Source organism: Methylorubrum sp. POS3 (genome assembly GCF_043352485.1).
Classification (GTDB): domain Bacteria; phylum Pseudomonadota; class Alphaproteobacteria; order Rhizobiales; family Beijerinckiaceae; genus Methylobacterium; species Methylobacterium suomiense.
In genome coordinates, this window is sequence record NZ_JAPRBT010000001.1 from 1,045,056 (window position 1) to 1,061,017 (window position 15,962).

A 15,962-nucleotide genomic window follows, 5' to 3' on the forward strand; every position below is an offset into this window, starting at 1 on the left:
GGACCGGCTGGACCGACACGAATCGGATTTGTCGAAAAGTCTCGCGCCGGGGCCCGCGGCATGCGACGATCCGCGGCTTGCGGCTCGTGGGGTCGCCCTGTCAGGGCGAAGGTGAGTCGATCGCGGCCAGAAAGGTGCCGGAATGGATTTCCTCAGCAGCATGGGCGGTAACGCGGCCGGTTTCTTCGGCGCGGTGATCCCGTTCCTGTTCGTGCTGACCATCGTGGTCTTCGTCCACGAGATGGGGCACTTCCTCGTCGGTCGGTGGTGCGGCGTCGGCGTCAACGCCTTCTCGATCGGCTTCGGTCCGGAACTCATCGGGTTCAACGACCGCCGCGGCACGCGCTGGAAGCTCTGCGCGATCCCGCTCGGCGGCTACGTGAAGTTCGTCGGCGATGCCAACGGCGCCAGCGTTCCCGATCCCGAGGCGGTCGCCCGGATGAACCCGCAGGAGCGGGCGATCAGCTTCCCGGCCCAGCCGGTGGCCAAGCGCGCGGCCATCGTGGCCGCGGGCCCGATCGCCAACTTCATCCTGGCCATCGCGGTGTTCGCCGGCGCGATCTATGTCAGCGGCCGCTACGAAACCCCCGCCCGCGTCGAGGCGGTGCAGCCCGGCAGCGCCGCCGAGCGCGCGGGATTCCAGTCCGGCGACGTGATCCGCTCGATCGACGGGCAGGCCATCGCGACCTTCGGCGAGATGCAGCGCGTGGTCTCGGGGGCGGCCGGCTCCTCCCTCTCGATCGTCGTCGATCGCGGCGGCGAGGCGAAGACGTTGACCGCGGTGCCCGACCGCATCGAGGATCGCACCCCGTTCGGCCGCCATCGCTTCGGACGGCTCGGCATCAACGGTCCGCGTGCCGACGCGGCCAAGCTCGTGCATTACGGTCCCTACGAGTCGCTCAAGCTCGGTGTCCACGAGACCTATTTCGTGGTCGAGCGCACCTTCGACTACATCGGCAAACTGGTCACGGGCCGCGAATCCGCCGACCAGCTCTCGGGGCCGATCGGCATCGCCCGGGTCTCCGGCGAGGTCGCCCGCGTCGGCGGTGTCGGCGGACTGATCGGGCTCATCGCGCTCCTGTCGGTCTCGATCGGTTTGCTCAACCTCTTCCCGATCCCGCTTCTCGATGGGGGGCACCTGCTGTTCTACGCCTTCGAGGTGATCCGCGGGCGGCCCTTGAGCGAACGGGCGCAGGAGATCGGGTTCCGTATCGGCCTGGCCTTCGTGCTGATGCTGATGTTGTTCGCGGCCTGGAACGATATCCTCAATCTCGGTGCTTCGTTGAGCCGAGGGACCTGAAAACGGTTAGCCTGACGTGCCTCGAGGCCCGGCCCTTCGGCCGGGCCTTTTGCGTGGATGAGGGCCATGATTTCGATTCGAAGACATGGTTAACGAGGCCTAAGGACGGTCGAGTCCCGTTCCGAAAAACCCTTCTGTGGGCCGCATTTACGCCTCATTCACCTTAATTTGCGATCCTGTGGGCAAGCGCTGCGCCGTTAAGTGGCGCGAAGGCCACGACCCCCCAAAATCCCTTAACGACGAACCTCCCCCGCGTTGCGTCGCAGGGGAATCCCGATACAAGCGTGGCTGGGACCAGAGGGCGGTCCGTCTCACAAGGACGGCTGCCTGCGGGTGCGAACCCGTGCTGAGATAAAAAGAGACGGGCGATTACATGATGTCGATGACGGGTAAGCGCCGGCGTAAGTCGGCGGAGCGGGCCATCGTTCTGGTCGCGACCGCCGCCGGCGTGATCCTCGGCGGCGAGGTCGCGCAGGCCCAGCAGATCGTCGTTGAAGGCAACAAGCGCGTCGATGCGGGCACAATCCGCTCCTACGTCACTGGCACCGCCTCCGGCTCGCCCGAAGAAGCGCGCCGCAATCTCCTCTCCACCGGCCTCTTCTCCGACGTGCAGGTTTCGGCGCGCGGCGGCACCACCGTGGTGCGCGTGCGCGAGAACAGCGTGGTCGGCCGCGTCTTCTTCGAGGGCAACAAGAAGGTCGAGAAGGCGACGCTCGAAGGCATCGTCGAGTCGAAGGAGCGCGGCGCTCTGAGCCAGGCGGTGATCGCTGCGGACGTCGAGCGCATCCGCGACGTCTACAAGCGCTCCGGCCGCGGCACCGCCAAGGTCAGCTACCGTCTCGTCGACCTGCCGAACGGCCGCTCCGACGTGGTCTTCACCATCGACGAGGGTGACAAGACCGGCATTCGCGCCATCAACTTCGTCGGCAACCGCGCCTACTCGGAATCGACCCTGCGCGGTCTGATGACCTCGACGGAGATGAACTTCCTCTCCTTCATCAAGACGTCCGACGTCTACGATCCTGATCGCATCGCGGCGGATGTGGACCTCGTACGCCGCTACTACCTCAAGAACGGCTACGCCGATTTCCGCGTCGTCAACGCCGATGCCCGCTACGTCGAGAGCGGTGACGACAACACCGGCTGGGTCGTCACCATCACGGTGGACGAGGGTGAGCAATACACCGTCGGCGCCGTGGCGGTGGATCCGCGCATTCCCGGTGTCGATCGCGAGGCCCTCGACGGCCAGATCCGCGCCCGCGTCGGCGACGTGTACAACGCCGAGGATGTGGAGAAGTCCCTCGTCGGCGTGACCAACGAGGTCAATCGCCAGGGCCATCCCTTCGCCCAGGTCCGCCCGACCGGTCAGCGCGACCGCGCCTCCCGCCAGGTCTCCCTCGGTTTCGTGGTCGAGGACGGCCCCCGCGTCTACGTCGAGCGCATCAACATCCGCGGCAACACCCGCACCCGCGACTACGTCATCCGCCGCGAGCTCGACCTCACCGAGGGCGACGCCTACAACCGCGTGCTGGTGGACCGCGCCGAGCGCCGCCTCAACGGTCTCGGCTTCTTCAAGAAGGTGCGCTTCTCCAACGAGCCCGGCTCGTCGCCGGACCGCGTGGTCGTGAACATCGACGTTGAGGATCAGCCCACGGGCTCGTTCTCGGTGGCGGGCGGCTACTCCACCCAGGACGGCATCATCGGCGAAGTCTCGGTCTCCGAGTCCAACTTCCTCGGCCGCGGCCAGTACGTGCGCGTCGCCGCCCAGGGTGGCCAGTACGCCAAGGGCTTCGACTTCTCGTTCACCGAGCCGTACTTCCTCGGCTACCGCATGGCGGCCGGCTTCGACGCCTTCTACAAGTACTCGGATCTGACCCGCTACTCGCGTTACGAGACGACCGTCTATGGCGGCCAGCTCCGCGTCGGCCTGCCGATCACCGAGGATTTCGGCGTCACGTTCCGCTACTCGCTGTACAACACCGAGCTGACGATCCCGAACAACATCAAGCGGCCGTACAACGACTGCTCGGCACCGATCCCCGGCTATACGCTCGGTCAGGACGGCAAGCCGATCACGCAGCCGGGTCAGTTGGCGCTCTATCCGAACTGCGCCTATGACGGCGAAGCGTCGATCGCGCTCAAGGGCTCGACGGGCTCGACCCTCACCTCGCTCGCGGGTGTGACCCTGGCCTACTCGACCCTCGACAATCTGCAGCGCCCGACCAACGGCTTCTACGGTGAAGTGAAGCCCGACGTTGCCGGTCTCGGCGGCGACTCCAAGTTCTTCCGCGTGACGGGCGATGCCCGCTACTACAAGGAATTGTTCTTCGAGGACGTGATCGGGTTCGTCCGCCTCCAGGGCGGTCACATCTCGGCGCTCGACGGCAACCCGCTGCGCATCACCGACCAGTTCTTCCTCGGCCCATCGCTGGTCCGCGGCTTCGCCCCGAACGGTCTCGGCCCGCGCGACGTCGGCATCGCCGATGCCCGCTCCAACGCCATCGGCGGCACGACCTATATCGGCGGTACGCTCGAAGTTCAGTTCCCGATCCCGGGCATCCCGAAGGATCTCGGTCTGAAGGGCGCCGTGTTCGCCGATGCCGGTACGCTGTTCGGCTATTCGGGGCGTCGCAACTTCGACGTGAACCGCGACGGTTTCATCAACGGTACGCCTGACGGCCGCGGCGCGACCTGCAACTACAACAGCTTCGGCGCCGGCGCGATCACCGTCGAGCCGGAATGCGTGAACGTCCGCGACAGCGCCAAGATCCGGTCCTCGGTCGGTGCCTCGATCCTGTGGAACTCGCCGCTCGGTCCGATCCGCTTCGACTACGCCTATGCCCTCACCAAGGACGAGGGTGTGAACAACGGCTTCGGCCGGGTCGGCAAGGATCAGCTCCAGGCCTTCCGCTTCTCCGGCGGCTCGCGCTTCTGACCCTATGACGCGCCGACCCTTCGCGGGTCGGCGCGTTGTTGCCTCATGTCCGATCCCGTTTTCATCACACCGCAGACTGGCCTGAGCCTCGGCGATGTCGCCGAGGCTTGCGGCGTTTCCCTGCCCGAGGGCGCCGATCCGGCCCGCCCCGTCACCGGCGCGGCCCCCCTCGAATCGGCGGGGCCGACCGAAATCGCCTATATGGACAACGCCCGCTATGCCGAGGCGCTCTCCACCACCCGCGCACTCGCCTGCCTCGTCTCGCCGCGCTTTGCCGCCCGCGTCCCGGAAGGGACGGTCGCCCTGGTGCTGCGCGACCCCTACCGCTTCTATGCCGGATTGCTCGCGCGACTCTACGGCGAGGCGATGCGGCCGGGATCGCTGTTCGCGGCGAGCGGTGTCTCCCCCGGCGCCCACGTTCATCCGCAGGCTCGGCTTGAGGACGGTGTGCGGATCGATCCCGGTGCCGTGGTCGGGCCGGGTGCCGAGATCGGCTCCGGTACGGTAATCGGTCCGAATGCCGTGATCGGACCGAATGTGCGGATCGGGCGCGACTGCTCGATCGGCGCGGGCTCAACCTTAACCCATGCCCTGGTCGGCAATCGCGTGATCGTTCATCCCGGTGCCCGTCTCGGGCAGGACGGGTTCGGCTTCGCCATGGGGCCCGGCGGCCATCTCAAGGTTCCGCAGATCGGCCGCGTCATCGTTCAGGACGATGTCGAGATCGGTGCCAACACCACGATCGACCGGGGCGCGTCCCGCGACACGGTGATCGGGGAGGGGACCAAGATCGACAACCTCGTGCAGATTGCCCACAACGTGGTGATCGGCCGCCACTGCGTCATCGTCTCGGGCGTCGGCATCTCCGGATCGACCACGCTGGAGGACTACGTCGTCCTGGGCGGTCAGGTCGGCGTCGTGGGACACCTGCGCATCGGGATGGGATCGCAGATTGCTGGTTCGTCCAACGTCAATCGTGACGTTCCGCCCGGATCGCGCTGGGGCGGTACCCCGGCAAAGCCGGTGCGGGCATGGTTCCGCGAATTGACGACGCTCGCCCGTCTGGCCGAACGCTCCGGCAGCGATCCGAAAAGCGACGGTTAGGGTTCCTCGAAGGGCGAGCCCCTCGGTATGAAAACGCGGCGGGGTCCCTGCTCACTCCCGCCGCAACAGCCGATCGACCGCGAGATCGGACCAGAAGCCCGCCCGAAAATCCCGCTTCAGCGCCTCCGGGTCGTAGCTCGTCTCGACCCATTCCGTGAAGCTCTGGCCGCGCGGTTCGCCCTCGCGCAGATAGGTCGCGAAGAACGCGTCGAGGATGCCGGTCTTGGCGAAGCGGAAATGGCCGTAGCGCGGCGAGAGCTGGCGCAGGGCTTCCCGCACCGGCCGGCCCTCGTGCAGGATCAGGAACAGGGTGGCGGCCAATCCGGCCCGGTCCGCGCCGGACTTGCAATGCATCACCGCCGGGTACTCGATCCCGCCGAAGAAATCCTTGGCAGCCAGGAGCGTCTCCCGCGACGGGGCCTCGCGGGAGCGCAGCACGAATTCCACGAGGCGCAATCCCTGCCGCTCGCAGGCTTCCCGCTGCAGCGGCCACGACCCGTGCTCGCGCCCGCCGCGGAGCGAGACCACGGTGCGCACGCCCTGGCGCTTGAACCACGCCAATTGATGCGGACTCGGCTGGGCCGAACGCCAGACCAGTCCGGTGCCGATGCGATGGCGGTTGAGATACGCGAGCCGGAACACGCCGTGATCCACGAGCAGCATGTTCGCCCAGGCTTGGGCGCGCGCGACGGGCCCGGCGATCGGCTGCTCGAACTTCGCGAGGCGCGCCCTGCGTCGGGCGAGGCGCGTCTCGGGGGAAAAGAGGCGGTTGAACACAGGACGCCGGAATGGCCGGAGGGAACGCTCCTCTAACAGCCGGTGATTCGAGCGACAACGCGCGTCGCTTCCGCACCCGTTTGGCCGTTGCCGAAGTGCGGCCTTTGCCGGCATCATGGCCGGCGATCCCCTCAGCGGAGCCGGCTATGGCGACGAACACGGTGAGCATCCGTCGAGCCCGAATGGCGGATGCGGCGGGGCTCGCGGACGTGTTCGACGCGTCCTGGCGGGAAGCCTATCAGGGCGTGATTCCCGGCGTGGCCCTGGAGCGCTTCCTGGCACGGCGCGGGGGCGCTGTTTGGCGGGGCATGATCGGGGGCGGGCGGGGGCTCGCGGTGGTCGAGTTCGGGGAGCGGATCGCGGGCTACGCCGCCTATGGTCGCGCGCGCGAGCGGACGATGCGGGCCGAGGGCGAGATCGATGAGCTCTACATCGCCCCCGAGTTTCAGGGGCTCGGCTTCGGCACACGTCTGTTCCGGGCGGTGCGCAACGATCTGATCGACCGCGGGATGAGCCGCATCGGCGTCTGGGCGCTTGCCGACAACGCCCGCGCCTGCGCCTTCTACGAGGGACTCGGGGGCGTTCCGGGGCCGGAGGGATTCGAGCGTGTCTCGGGCTTCAGCCTGCCCAAGATCGTCTACCTTTTCACCTGAAAGTCCATGCGCGGCAGCAACACTCGCGGCTTCCTGTCCGAACGGCCGATTTTCTTTCGCCGCGTCGCGCCCTAAGACAGCGACCGGGTGCCGCGCCCCGACAGGATCGGTCTCGCGCGGCCAAACTCAAGAAAGCGGACGCCATGGACATCAACGCCATCTCGATCGGCAAGACACCGCCGCACGACGTCAATGTCATCGTCGAGGTGCCGATCGGCGGTGAGCCGATCAAGTACGAGATGGACAAGGAGGCCGGCGCCCTCGTCGTCGACCGGTTCCTCTATACGGCGATGCATTACCCGGGCAATTACGGCTTCATCCCGCACACCCTGTCCGGTGACGGCGATCCCTGCGACGTGCTGGTGGCCAATACGCGCGCCATCGCGCCGGGCGCGATCATCAGCGTACGCCCGGTCGGCGTGCTGGTGATGGAGGACAATGCCGGTGAGGACGAGAAGATCATCGCCGTCCCCTCGCGTCACCTGACCAAGCGCTACGACCGGATCGAGAACTACACCGATCTGCCGGACATCACGCTGCATCAGATCCAGCACTTCTTCGAGCACTACAAGGATCTGGAGCCCGGCAAGTGGGTCAAGGTCGTCCGCTGGGGCGACAAGGAGGAGGCCCACCGCCTGATCCTCGAAGGGATCGAGCGCGAGAAGGCCAACAAGGCCAAGGCGTAAGTCCAGGTTTCGAAAGGACGAGTCCTTTCGCGGGTCCAGGGCGGGGCCCTGAAGAGACGCCGGGGCCTCGCCCCGGCACCCCGCCAGAGGGATGATTCCTTCGGGAGCCCGACCTCAGAGCGCTTCGCCGCGGAGCAGGCGCGGGCCTTGTGCCCGCCGGCCCGCGGCCTGGCCGATGAAGAAGGTCTTCAACCCCGGCAGCCGATCGACCAGGCCGAGCCCCAAGTCGCGGGTGAGGCGCAGGGTCATGCTGTCGTTCGAGAACAGCCTATTGAGCCCATCCGTCGCGGCGGCCATCGCCACCGTGTCGAAGCGGCGCGCCCGCTCATAGGTCTTCAGCACATCGTCCGTGCCGGGATCGAGGCCGAGCCGCAGGGCCTCCGTGACCGCCTCGGCGAGCGCCGCCGCACCGGCAAGCCCGAGATTGAGCCCCTGTCCCGCCACCGGATGGATGACGTGGGCGGCATCGCCCAGCAGGGCGAGGCGCTGCGCCCTGAAGCTGCGCGCGATGCCGAAGGCGAGCGGATGGGCCGAGGGGCCGTGCTCCAGGTCGATCCGGCCGAGTTCCGCCCCGAAACGCCGCTCGATCTCGCCGAGCGTCTCAGCCGCATCCCCTCCCAACAAGGCCGGCACATCGGCGCTGCGCTCGGTCCAGACGATCGAGGAGCGATGGCCAAGCTCACCCCCGGCCCGGAGCGGGAGGATCGCGAAAGGGCCGCTCGGCAGGAAATGTTCGAAGGCACGGCCCTCATGGTCGCGGCTATGCCGAACCGTCGCGACGATGCCGGATTGCGGGTAGGACCAGCCGACCCAGCCGATCTGCGCCGCCTCGCGCAGGGCCGAGCGCGCCCCGTCCGCGGCCACCACGAGCGATACCTTCTCGGACGTCTCGTCGCCGAACATCGCGCGGATGCCCCCGGCTTCCGGCACCGCCGCGCGCAGGCCCCTCGGTACGAGCCGCACGCCGGCGTCGCGGGCGGCATCGAGCAGGGCCGCCGCCATGGGCTCCGCCTCGACCATATGGGCGAAGGGTTCGCCCTCGATGGGGGCCGCGTCGGTGCCGTCGCCGAAGGTGAGGAAGACCGGTCGCACCGGATCGCCGACCCGGCTGTCGGTGATGACGAGGCGGCGCATCGGCTCCGCCGCGGGGGCGATGCGCGCCCAGAGGCCGAGCCGTTCCAGCATCCGCCGCGGGCCTGCCGCGACCGCGTAGGCCCGCCCGCGATGGCGCGTCGCACCGGCGGGAAGGCCGGGGTCGCAGACCGCGAGGTCGAGGGCCGGTCCATGCGCCTGCTTGAGGGCCACCGCGAGCGTCAGGCCCGGCAAGCCCGCACCGGCGACCACCAACCTGCGGCTTCCGGAACGGCGATCCATCTCGCCCATCGGCGACTTCTCCCTGGCGGCGTTCCGGTCTCATGCCCTTGCCGTGCGCCCGCGTCGAGTGATAGCCGCGCCGCGGCCCATCCCCCGCGCGTCGTTCCACCGCTTGAGATCCGCCATGTCCGATCCCGTCGACACCCTCCTCGCGATCCTCGACCTGGAACGACTGGAGACCGACCTGTTCCGCGGTGTCAGCCCGCCGATCGGCTGGCCGCGGGTGTTCGGCGGGCAGGTGGTGGCTCAGAGCCTGGTGGCGGCCTCACGAACCGTGGTCTCCACGCGCGCGCCCCACTCGTTGCACGCCTATTTCCTGCTCGGCGGCGATCCCGCAGTGCCGATCGTCTACGAGGTGGAGCGCATCCGCGACGGCGGCAGCTTCACCACACGCCGGGTCAAGGCGATCCAGAAGGGCCGCGCGATCTTCGCGATGTCGGTCTCGTTCCACGAGATGGAGGCCGGCTTCGATCACGCCGCCGAGCGTCCGGACGTTCCCGGACCCGAGGCGCTCCGCGACGCCCGCACCCTCGCGCGGAGCGAGGGCAGCATCGTTCCTCCGCCGATGCTCGCCTACTTCACCCAGGCTTGGCCGATCGAGCTGCGCCCGGTCGAGACGGACAGGTACCGCGACCGCACGCCGAAGCCGGGCCGCTATCATGTCTGGATGCGGACAACGAAGGCGCTGCCGGAGGATCCGGCGATCCACCGGGCCGTGCTGGCCTACGCCTCGGACATGACGCTGCTCGATGCCGCCCTGATTCCGCACGGGCGCACCGTGTTCGATTCCGACATTCAATCGGCGAGCCTCGACCACGCTTTGTGGTTCCACCGACCGTTCCGGGCCGATACGTGGCTGCTCTATTCGCAGGATACTCCGACGGCCGTGGGCGCCCGGGGTTTCACCCGTGGAACCCTGCACAACGAGGCCGGCGAGCTCATCGCCTCGGTCGCCCAGGAAGGGCTGATCCGCGCCCGTCACTAGGTGATCATTCGGACGCCAATCTTCGAGCTGTTCCAGTCTCAGATGCAGCTTGGCAGCAAAATTAAGCAGAAATCTGCTGCTAAAGTCAGCTTATTGCATATTTTATGATCATTTTGTCCGTCGGTGCTGCCCGTCTTGCGCGCGGCCGACGCTTACCCCTTGGGCAGAAACGCGGCTCCGCAAAAGGTTCCGCTTGGCATGGTCCTTGAATGAGGGCGCTCGGTCGCAGGGTCATTCCGATCCTCGCGAGCCGCTGGGTCTCGGCCGGTGCGCGGCCGGATGAACGAACAATCAGGGGGCGCCGCCCATGAAAATCGTGATGGCGATCATCAAGCCGTTCAAATTGGAGGAGGTTCGCGACGCCCTGACCGGCATCGGCGTCCACGGTCTGACCGTGACGGAGGTCAAGGGTTATGGCCGGCAGAAGGGTCATACCGAGATCTATCGCGGCGCCGAATATGCCGTGAGCTTCCTGCCCAAGCTGAAGATCGAGGTGGCGGTCGCGGCCGACCTCGTCACCAGCGTCATCGACGCCATCGCGGGTGCCGCCCGCACGGGCCAGATCGGCGACGGGAAGATCTTCGTCATGCCGTTGGAGAAGGCCGTCCGCATCCGCACCGGCGAGACCGACGTCGACGCCCTCTAACGCCACCCCGTTTCGGCGGCCGGGTTCGGCTGCACGAGTTCATTTCGCAACGCTCTCGCACAACGCGATCAGGAGCTTCCCGTCCCATGAAACTTCGTAACCTTCTCGCGCTCGGGCTGGGAGGTGCCGCACTCGGCCTCCTCCTGGTCGAGCCGTCGCTGGCTCAGACCCCCGCACCCGAAGCCGCGCCGGCCGCCGCAGCCGCCGCGCCCGTCCCGAACAAGGGCGATACCGCCTGGATGCTGCTCTCCTCGGTGCTGGTCCTGCTGATGACGGTGCCGGGCCTCGCCCTGTTCTACGGTGGCCTCGTGCGCACCAAGAACATGCTCTCGGTCCTGACCCAAGTCTTCGCCATCGCCTCCATCGTGTGCCTGCTGTGGGTCACCTACGGCTACAGCCTCGCCTTCACCAACGGCGGCGGCCTCAACGATTTCATCGGCGGTTTCGGCAAGGCCTTCCTCAAGGGCGTCGACGCCAATTCGGTGGCTGCGACCTTCTCCAACGGCGTCGTGATCCCCGAATACGTCTATATCTGCTTCCAGATGACGTTCGCGATGATCACGCCCGGTCTCATCGTCGGCGCCTTCGCCGAGCGGATGAAGTTCTCGGCCCTGATCGTGTTCTCCATCCTGTGGGTCACGCTTATCTACTTCCCGATGGCCCACATGGTTTGGTACTGGGGCGGCCCGGACGTCTTCGCCGACGCGGCGCGCAAGCTCGCGGACGCCACCGACAAGGCTGCGGCCCAGGGTGACTACGACGCCGTGCTGGGTGATGCCGGCATGCTGTTCAAGTGGGGCGCTCTCGACTTCGCGGGCGGCACCGTCGTGCACATCAACGCGGGTATCGCCGGCCTCGTCGGCTGCCTGATGCTCGGCAAGCGCATCGGCTACGGCCGCGATCTGCTCGCCCCGCACTCGCTGACCATGACCACGATCGGCGCCTCGCTGCTCTGGGTCGGCTGGTTCGGCTTCAACGCCGGCTCGAACCTCGAAGCCAACGGCACCACCACCCTCGCCATGATCAACACCTTCGTGGCCACGGCCGCGGCGGCCGTGTCCTGGCTCTTCGTCGAGTGGGCCGCCAAGGGTAAGCCGTCGCTCCTCGGTATGCTGTCGGGTGCCATCGCCGGTCTCGTCGCCGTGACGCCGGCCGCGGGCTTCGCCGGCCCGATGGGCTCGATCGTGCTCGGCCTCGTCGCGGGCGCCGCCTGCTTCGTGATGTGCTCGACCGTCAAGAACGCCCTCGGCTACGACGACTCGCTCGACGTGTTCGGCGTCCACTGCGTCGGCGGCATCATCGGCGCGCTGGCCACCGGCATCCTGGTCTCCCCCGATCTCGGCGGCGCCGGCATCCCGGACTACACCACGAAGCCCGGCGAGCTGGTTCTCGGCGCCTATGACATGACCGCCCAGCTCATCACCCAGGCCAAGGCGGTCGGCTTCACCATCCTGTGGTCGGGTATCGGCTCGGCGATCCTCTACAAGCTCGTCGATCTGACGATCGGCCTGCGCGTCACGCAGGAAGAGGAGCGCGAGGGTCTGGACATCGCCGATCACGGCGAGCGCGCCTACAACTACTGATCTGACGAACGAACACATCACCCTGGATCATGCATCCAGGGTGATATTCTGAAGATACAACAAGGGTCTCGGTGCATTGCACCGGGACCCTTGTTGGTTCGGTCAGGCCGAATTCATGACCAGTGATAGCAGGGGACGGCTCCTCTACGTCACCCTAGGCCCCGTTGGAACGCAGTATAGGCTCGGATCTGCAGTCTCGGCGGTGACTGCGAATGTGGTGGTTCGGCAACAGTTCCATGTGATCGCCCAAGCTCGGCCGTATTTGCCTATGTTTTGGGCAGTTGCCTCAAACTTCATTTTGCGATGCGGGGCGCTCTTCGGCACCTTGGCCGTATCAACGAATTTGGGGCTCGACCGATGACCATCCGACTGAATCTGAAGGCCTCTGTGGCCGCTTTGGCCGCCGTGGCGGCGGGCCCGGCGCTCGCCGCCGACCTTCCGATGAAGGCGGCTCCGATCATTGCCGTCGAGCACTGTAAGGCCGCGATCTCGACCCCGGCCTTCGGTGGTCTGATCAAGGCGAACCCGAACCCGGCCTGCTTCACCACCGGCATCGGCGACATCTATGTCGGCGGCGCGGTCACGGGCTTCGCCTACACCCAGACCAACGCCTTCGGCATCCTCTCCCCCGGTGGTGAGGTGGATCGCTACGGACGGGTCGACTTCACGAACCTTCAGGCGTGGATCCAGAAGGCGGACGGCCCGTTCCAGTTCTACGTCCATACCGGCCTGTACTCGATCCCGGCGCTCGGCCTGCCGCTCTACTCGTCCTTCGAGCAGACGGAATCGCTCTTCGGCCCGGTGCCGGTCGCCTACGGCAAGTGGCAGATCAACGATGAGTGGTCGTTCCAGGCCGGCCGTATGTTCACCAATATCGGCTCCGAGCTCCTGTTCTCGTACCAGAACCTGAACATCTCCCGCGGCCTGGTGTTCAACCAGGAGAACTTCATCAACCAGGGCGTCCAGGTGAACTACGCCAGCGGTCCGTGGGCGGCCTCGCTGTCGGTCAACGACGGCTTCTATTCCGGCCAGCTCAACTGGGTCACGGGCCTCATCACCTACAAGCTCGACGACTTCAACACGATCGGTGTCAACGGCGGCACGCATTTCAGCGACTTCGACGCCTCGACCCGCAGCCCGCGGTTCCAGTTCGCGACGATCAACTCGCTTCAGAACAGCAGCATCATCAGCGTCAACTATACTTACGCCAACGGTCCGTGGATCGTGACGCCGTACTTCCAGTACACCAACGTCGCGACCAAGGCGAACTACGCCACCCCGATCGTCGGCGCCGAGACCTATGGCGGCGCGCTGCTCGCCGGTTACTCGTTCACCGAGAACTTCGGCCTCGCCGGCCGCGTCGAGTACATCAAGCAGTCGGGCACCCGCGGCGACTTCGCCGGCCTGAGCGCGACCAACGTCCTCTACGGCCCGGGCAGCTCGGCCTTCTCGTTCGCCATCACCCCGACCTTCACCTGGGACCGCTACTTCATCCGCGGCGAGTTCGCGACGGTGCAGGCCTACGACGTCGCCAAGGATTTCGGGCTCGGCGTCGGCGCGGGCTTCGGCCGCACGGGTCTCAAGAATTCGCAGGAGCGCTACCTGCTCGAGACCGGCTTCACCTTCTGAGGAAGCCCTGCCCGACACCCCGCGCCGCCCGGCGCGGGGATGGTGTCACGAAAGAAGCCCCGGATGGTCTCCGGGGCTTCTTTCGTTTCAGGGCCCCGATGCTTAGCCCCCCGTTAACGGGGTCGCGTTAGCCTTACCGCACCGTTGCCATCGGTCCGGTATCCCATGCGTTCCCTTCGCCGCTCCGCGTCGCCCTACGACACGTTCGTCGACAGCCTGCGGCCATTCCTGGCCAAACGGCTGACGGAATGTGGCGGCCTCATTCTCTTTGCCGGCGCGATCGCGCTCACCGTCGCGCTGGCGACGTGGTCGATCGACGATCCGAGTCTCAATCACGCCACCGACCACCGGGCGCACAACGTGCTCGGGCGGCCCGGCGCGGTGGTGGCCGATCTCGCCATGCAGCTCTTCGGCCTCGGCTCGATCGCGCTCGCCCTGCCGCCGGCCCTCTGGGGCATGCGCCTCATGCGGGAACGCGACCTGCCGCATGGGGGGCTTCGCCTCGTGCTGTGGATCGTCGGCGTCCTCTGCGTCTCTGCGGTGGCCAGCGCCCTGCCGCCGACGGCACGTTGGCCCCTGCCGACCGGACTCGGCGGTGTCACGGGTGACGCCTTGCTGGCGGGCACGCGGAGGGTCATCGGCCCGTTCGCGGCTTTGGCCGGTTTCGTCTTCGCCGGAATCGCGATCCTGAGCCTCACCGCCGCCTGCCGCGTCGCCAAGCCGGAACCTGAGGACGAGGAGGAGGTGTCCTACACCCCTTCACGGGCATCGGCGCGGCCCTCGCGTGCTTACGACGAGCGGCACGATGCCGACGAGCCGAGCCTCGGCATCCTGTCGCTCGGCGCGCTCGCCCATGCGGTGATGCGCGGCCGTTCTTCGCTGCGCGACCGGGTCGAGGCCTGGAAGTCGCCCGCCGACGAGCGGGACGGCCTCGCCTATGCCGGCGCTTCGCCCGCGCTCGCCGCCCGCCGCGCCTTCGAGGCCGAAGAGGCCCCCTGGGCGTCGCATGCCCCGGCCCAGACCCCCGGCCATTCCCATGCCGGCCGCCGCGAACCGGTCTTCGAGAGCGGAGAATCCGACGAGGACGAGGAGCGCCCCGCGCCCCGTGCCGCCGCGGCACCGCCGCGCCCGGCCGCTTCGATCGAGGACGATGAGGCGGACGACGACGCGATGCCGGTTTCCCGCGTTGCGCGGCCCGCGCCCCAGGCGCCGCCGGCCCGGCCGCGACCGATGCCGGAGTTTCGCCCCGAGCCCGGCGCCTATCAGCCCCCGGCCCTCGAATTGCTCGCCCGACCGCGCGAGGCGGCGCCGGGCTCCGAGGTCTCGGCCGAGGCCCTGGAGCAGAACGCCACCATGCTGGAAGCGACGCTGCAGGATTTCGGCGTCCGCGGTGACATCCTCGCCGTCCGCCCCGGCCCGGTCGTCACCCTCTACGAGCTGGAGCCCGCGCCCGGCACCAAGTCGAGCCGCGTCATCGCGCTCGCCGACGACATCGCCCGCTCGATGGCGGCCGTCTCCGCCCGCGTCGCCGTCGTCCCCGGCCGCAACGCCATCGGCATCGAGCTGCCGAACATGAAGCGGGAAACGGTGTTCCTGCGCGAACTTCTGGCCTCGGCGGATTTCGTCGAGACCAAGCACAAGCTCGCCCTGTGCCTGGGCAAGAATATCGGCGGCGAGCCGATCATCGCCGACCTCGCCCGCATGCCGCACCTGCTGGTGGCCGGCACCACGGGCTCGGGCAAGTCGGTCGCCATCAACACCATGATCCTGTCGCTGCTCTACCGGCTGAAGCCGGAGGAGTGCCGCCTGATCATGGTCGATCCCAAGATGCTGGAACTGTCCGTCTATGACGGCATCCCGCACCTGCTCTCCCCCGTCGTCACCGACCCGAAGAAGGCGGTCATCGCCCTCAAATGGGCCGTGCGCGAGATGGAGGAGCGCTACAAGAAGATGTCCAAGGTCGGTGTGCGCAACATCGACGGCTTCAATGCCCGCCTCGAAGAGGCCCGCACCCGCGGCGAGACCCTGACCCGGACCGTGCAGACCGGCTTCGACCGCTCGACCGGCGAGGCGGTCTACGAGGATGAGGTCATGGACCTCAATCCGCTGCCTTACATCGTGATCGTGGTCGACGAGATGGCCGACCTGATGATGGTGGCGGGCAAGGACATCGAGGGGGCGATCCAGCGTCTGGCGCAGATGGCGCGGGCGGCGGGCATCCACCTGATCATGGCGACGCAGCGTCCGAGCGTGGACGTGATCACCGGCACGATCAAGGCGAACTTCCCGA

Annotated in this window: 12 protein-coding genes; 10 read left to right on the plus strand and 2 right to left on the minus strand. The window is 67.4% G+C overall.

Going from position 1 to position 15,962, the window contains the following annotated elements:
- Window positions 1-142: 142 nt before the first annotated feature.
- The 3 genes from rseP to lpxD all read left to right on the plus strand — a co-directional run bounded on the left by rseP (window position 143) and on the right by lpxD (window position 5,339).
- Window positions 143-1,300 carry an RIP metalloprotease RseP gene (rseP, locus tag OWC43_RS04940; RefSeq protein WP_393955916.1) on the plus strand — a complete coding sequence of 386 codons (1,158 nt, stop codon included), beginning with the start codon at window positions 143-145 and terminating at the stop codon, window positions 1,298-1,300.
- Window positions 1,301-1,673: 373 nt separating this feature from the next.
- Window positions 1,674-4,235, plus strand: coding sequence for an outer membrane protein assembly factor BamA (gene bamA, locus OWC43_RS04945; protein WP_137830705.1), 2,562 nt, complete (start codon window positions 1,674-1,676; stop codon window positions 4,233-4,235).
- A gap of 45 nt (window positions 4,236-4,280) precedes the next feature.
- Window positions 4,281-5,339 carry a UDP-3-O-(3-hydroxymyristoyl)glucosamine N-acyltransferase gene (lpxD, locus tag OWC43_RS04950; RefSeq protein WP_393955917.1) on the plus strand — a complete coding sequence of 353 codons (1,059 nt, stop codon included), beginning with the start codon at window positions 4,281-4,283 and terminating at the stop codon, window positions 5,337-5,339.
- Between the two features lie 51 nt (window positions 5,340-5,390).
- Here the strand turns inward: lpxD and OWC43_RS04955 are convergent, their stop codons facing one another.
- Window positions 5,391-6,116 carry a tyrosine-protein phosphatase gene (locus OWC43_RS04955; RefSeq protein WP_137830703.1) on the minus strand — a complete coding sequence of 242 codons (726 nt, stop codon included), beginning with the start codon at window positions 6,114-6,116 and terminating at the stop codon, window positions 5,391-5,393.
- A gap of 146 nt (window positions 6,117-6,262) precedes the next feature.
- Here OWC43_RS04955 and OWC43_RS04960 point away from each other — a divergent pair, with 146 nt between their 5' ends.
- Both OWC43_RS04960 and ppa read left to right on the plus strand, forming a co-directional pair.
- Complete coding sequence (locus OWC43_RS04960; protein WP_238308215.1) at window positions 6,263-6,769, plus strand: GNAT family N-acetyltransferase; 507 nt, start codon at window positions 6,263-6,265, stop codon at window positions 6,767-6,769.
- 143 nt (window positions 6,770-6,912) lie between these two features.
- A complete protein-coding gene (gene ppa, locus OWC43_RS04965; RefSeq protein WP_137828379.1) occupies window positions 6,913-7,455 on the plus strand; it encodes an inorganic diphosphatase in 543 nt (180 codons plus the stop codon).
- Window positions 7,456-7,569: 114 nt separating this feature from the next.
- On the opposite strand, the gene OWC43_RS04970 is transcribed toward ppa, so the two are convergent.
- Window positions 7,570-8,829 (minus strand): FAD-dependent monooxygenase, encoded by a 1,260-nt coding sequence (locus tag OWC43_RS04970; RefSeq protein WP_393955918.1) that lies wholly within the window; start codon window positions 8,827-8,829, stop codon window positions 7,570-7,572.
- 124 nt (window positions 8,830-8,953) lie between these two features.
- On the opposite strand from OWC43_RS04970, the gene tesB reads away from it, so the two are divergent.
- From tesB to OWC43_RS04995, 5 genes are all read left to right on the plus strand, one after another.
- Complete coding sequence (gene tesB, locus OWC43_RS04975; protein ID WP_393955919.1) at window positions 8,954-9,814, plus strand: acyl-CoA thioesterase II; 861 nt, start codon at window positions 8,954-8,956, stop codon at window positions 9,812-9,814.
- Between the two features lie 307 nt (window positions 9,815-10,121).
- Entirely contained in the window at window positions 10,122-10,460 is a 339-nt protein-coding gene (locus tag OWC43_RS04980) for a P-II family nitrogen regulator (protein ID WP_056247188.1), read from the plus strand.
- An 86-nt stretch (window positions 10,461-10,546) separates the two neighbouring features.
- Window positions 10,547-12,043, plus strand: a complete 1,497-nt coding sequence (locus tag OWC43_RS04985; RefSeq protein ID WP_137828382.1) for an ammonium transporter — start codon at window positions 10,547-10,549, stop codon at window positions 12,041-12,043.
- Window positions 12,044-12,400: 357 nt separating this feature from the next.
- A complete protein-coding gene (locus tag OWC43_RS04990; RefSeq protein WP_137828383.1) occupies window positions 12,401-13,672 on the plus strand; it encodes an outer membrane beta-barrel protein in 1,272 nt (423 codons plus the stop codon).
- Window positions 13,673-13,837: 165 nt separating this feature from the next.
- Window positions 13,838-15,962 (plus strand): DNA translocase FtsK (locus tag OWC43_RS04995; protein ID WP_393955920.1); only part of this gene is annotated, 2,125 nt, incomplete at its 3' end.

Coding starts and splice junctions, on each gene's coding strand:
- OWC43_RS04960 (WP_238308215.1), top strand. CDS start 6,263: ATGGCGACGAACACGGTGAGCATCCGTCGAGCCCGAATGGCGGATGCG.
- ppa (WP_137828379.1), top strand. CDS start 6,913: ATGGACATCAACGCCATCTCGATCGGCAAGACACCGCCGCACGACGTC.
- OWC43_RS04970 (WP_393955918.1), bottom strand. CDS start 8,829: ATGGATCGCCGTTCCGGAAGCCGCAGGTTGGTGGTCGCCGGTGCGGGC.
- OWC43_RS04980 (WP_056247188.1), top strand. CDS start 10,122: ATGAAAATCGTGATGGCGATCATCAAGCCGTTCAAATTGGAGGAGGTT.
- OWC43_RS04985 (WP_137828382.1), top strand. CDS start 10,547: ATGAAACTTCGTAACCTTCTCGCGCTCGGGCTGGGAGGTGCCGCACTC.
- rseP (WP_393955916.1), top strand. CDS start 143: ATGGATTTCCTCAGCAGCATGGGCGGTAACGCGGCCGGTTTCTTCGGC.
- OWC43_RS04990 (WP_137828383.1), top strand. CDS start 12,401: ATGACCATCCGACTGAATCTGAAGGCCTCTGTGGCCGCTTTGGCCGCC.
- lpxD (WP_393955917.1), top strand. CDS start 4,281: ATGTCCGATCCCGTTTTCATCACACCGCAGACTGGCCTGAGCCTCGGC.
- tesB (WP_393955919.1), top strand. CDS start 8,954: ATGTCCGATCCCGTCGACACCCTCCTCGCGATCCTCGACCTGGAACGA.
- bamA (WP_137830705.1), top strand. CDS start 1,674: ATGATGTCGATGACGGGTAAGCGCCGGCGTAAGTCGGCGGAGCGGGCC.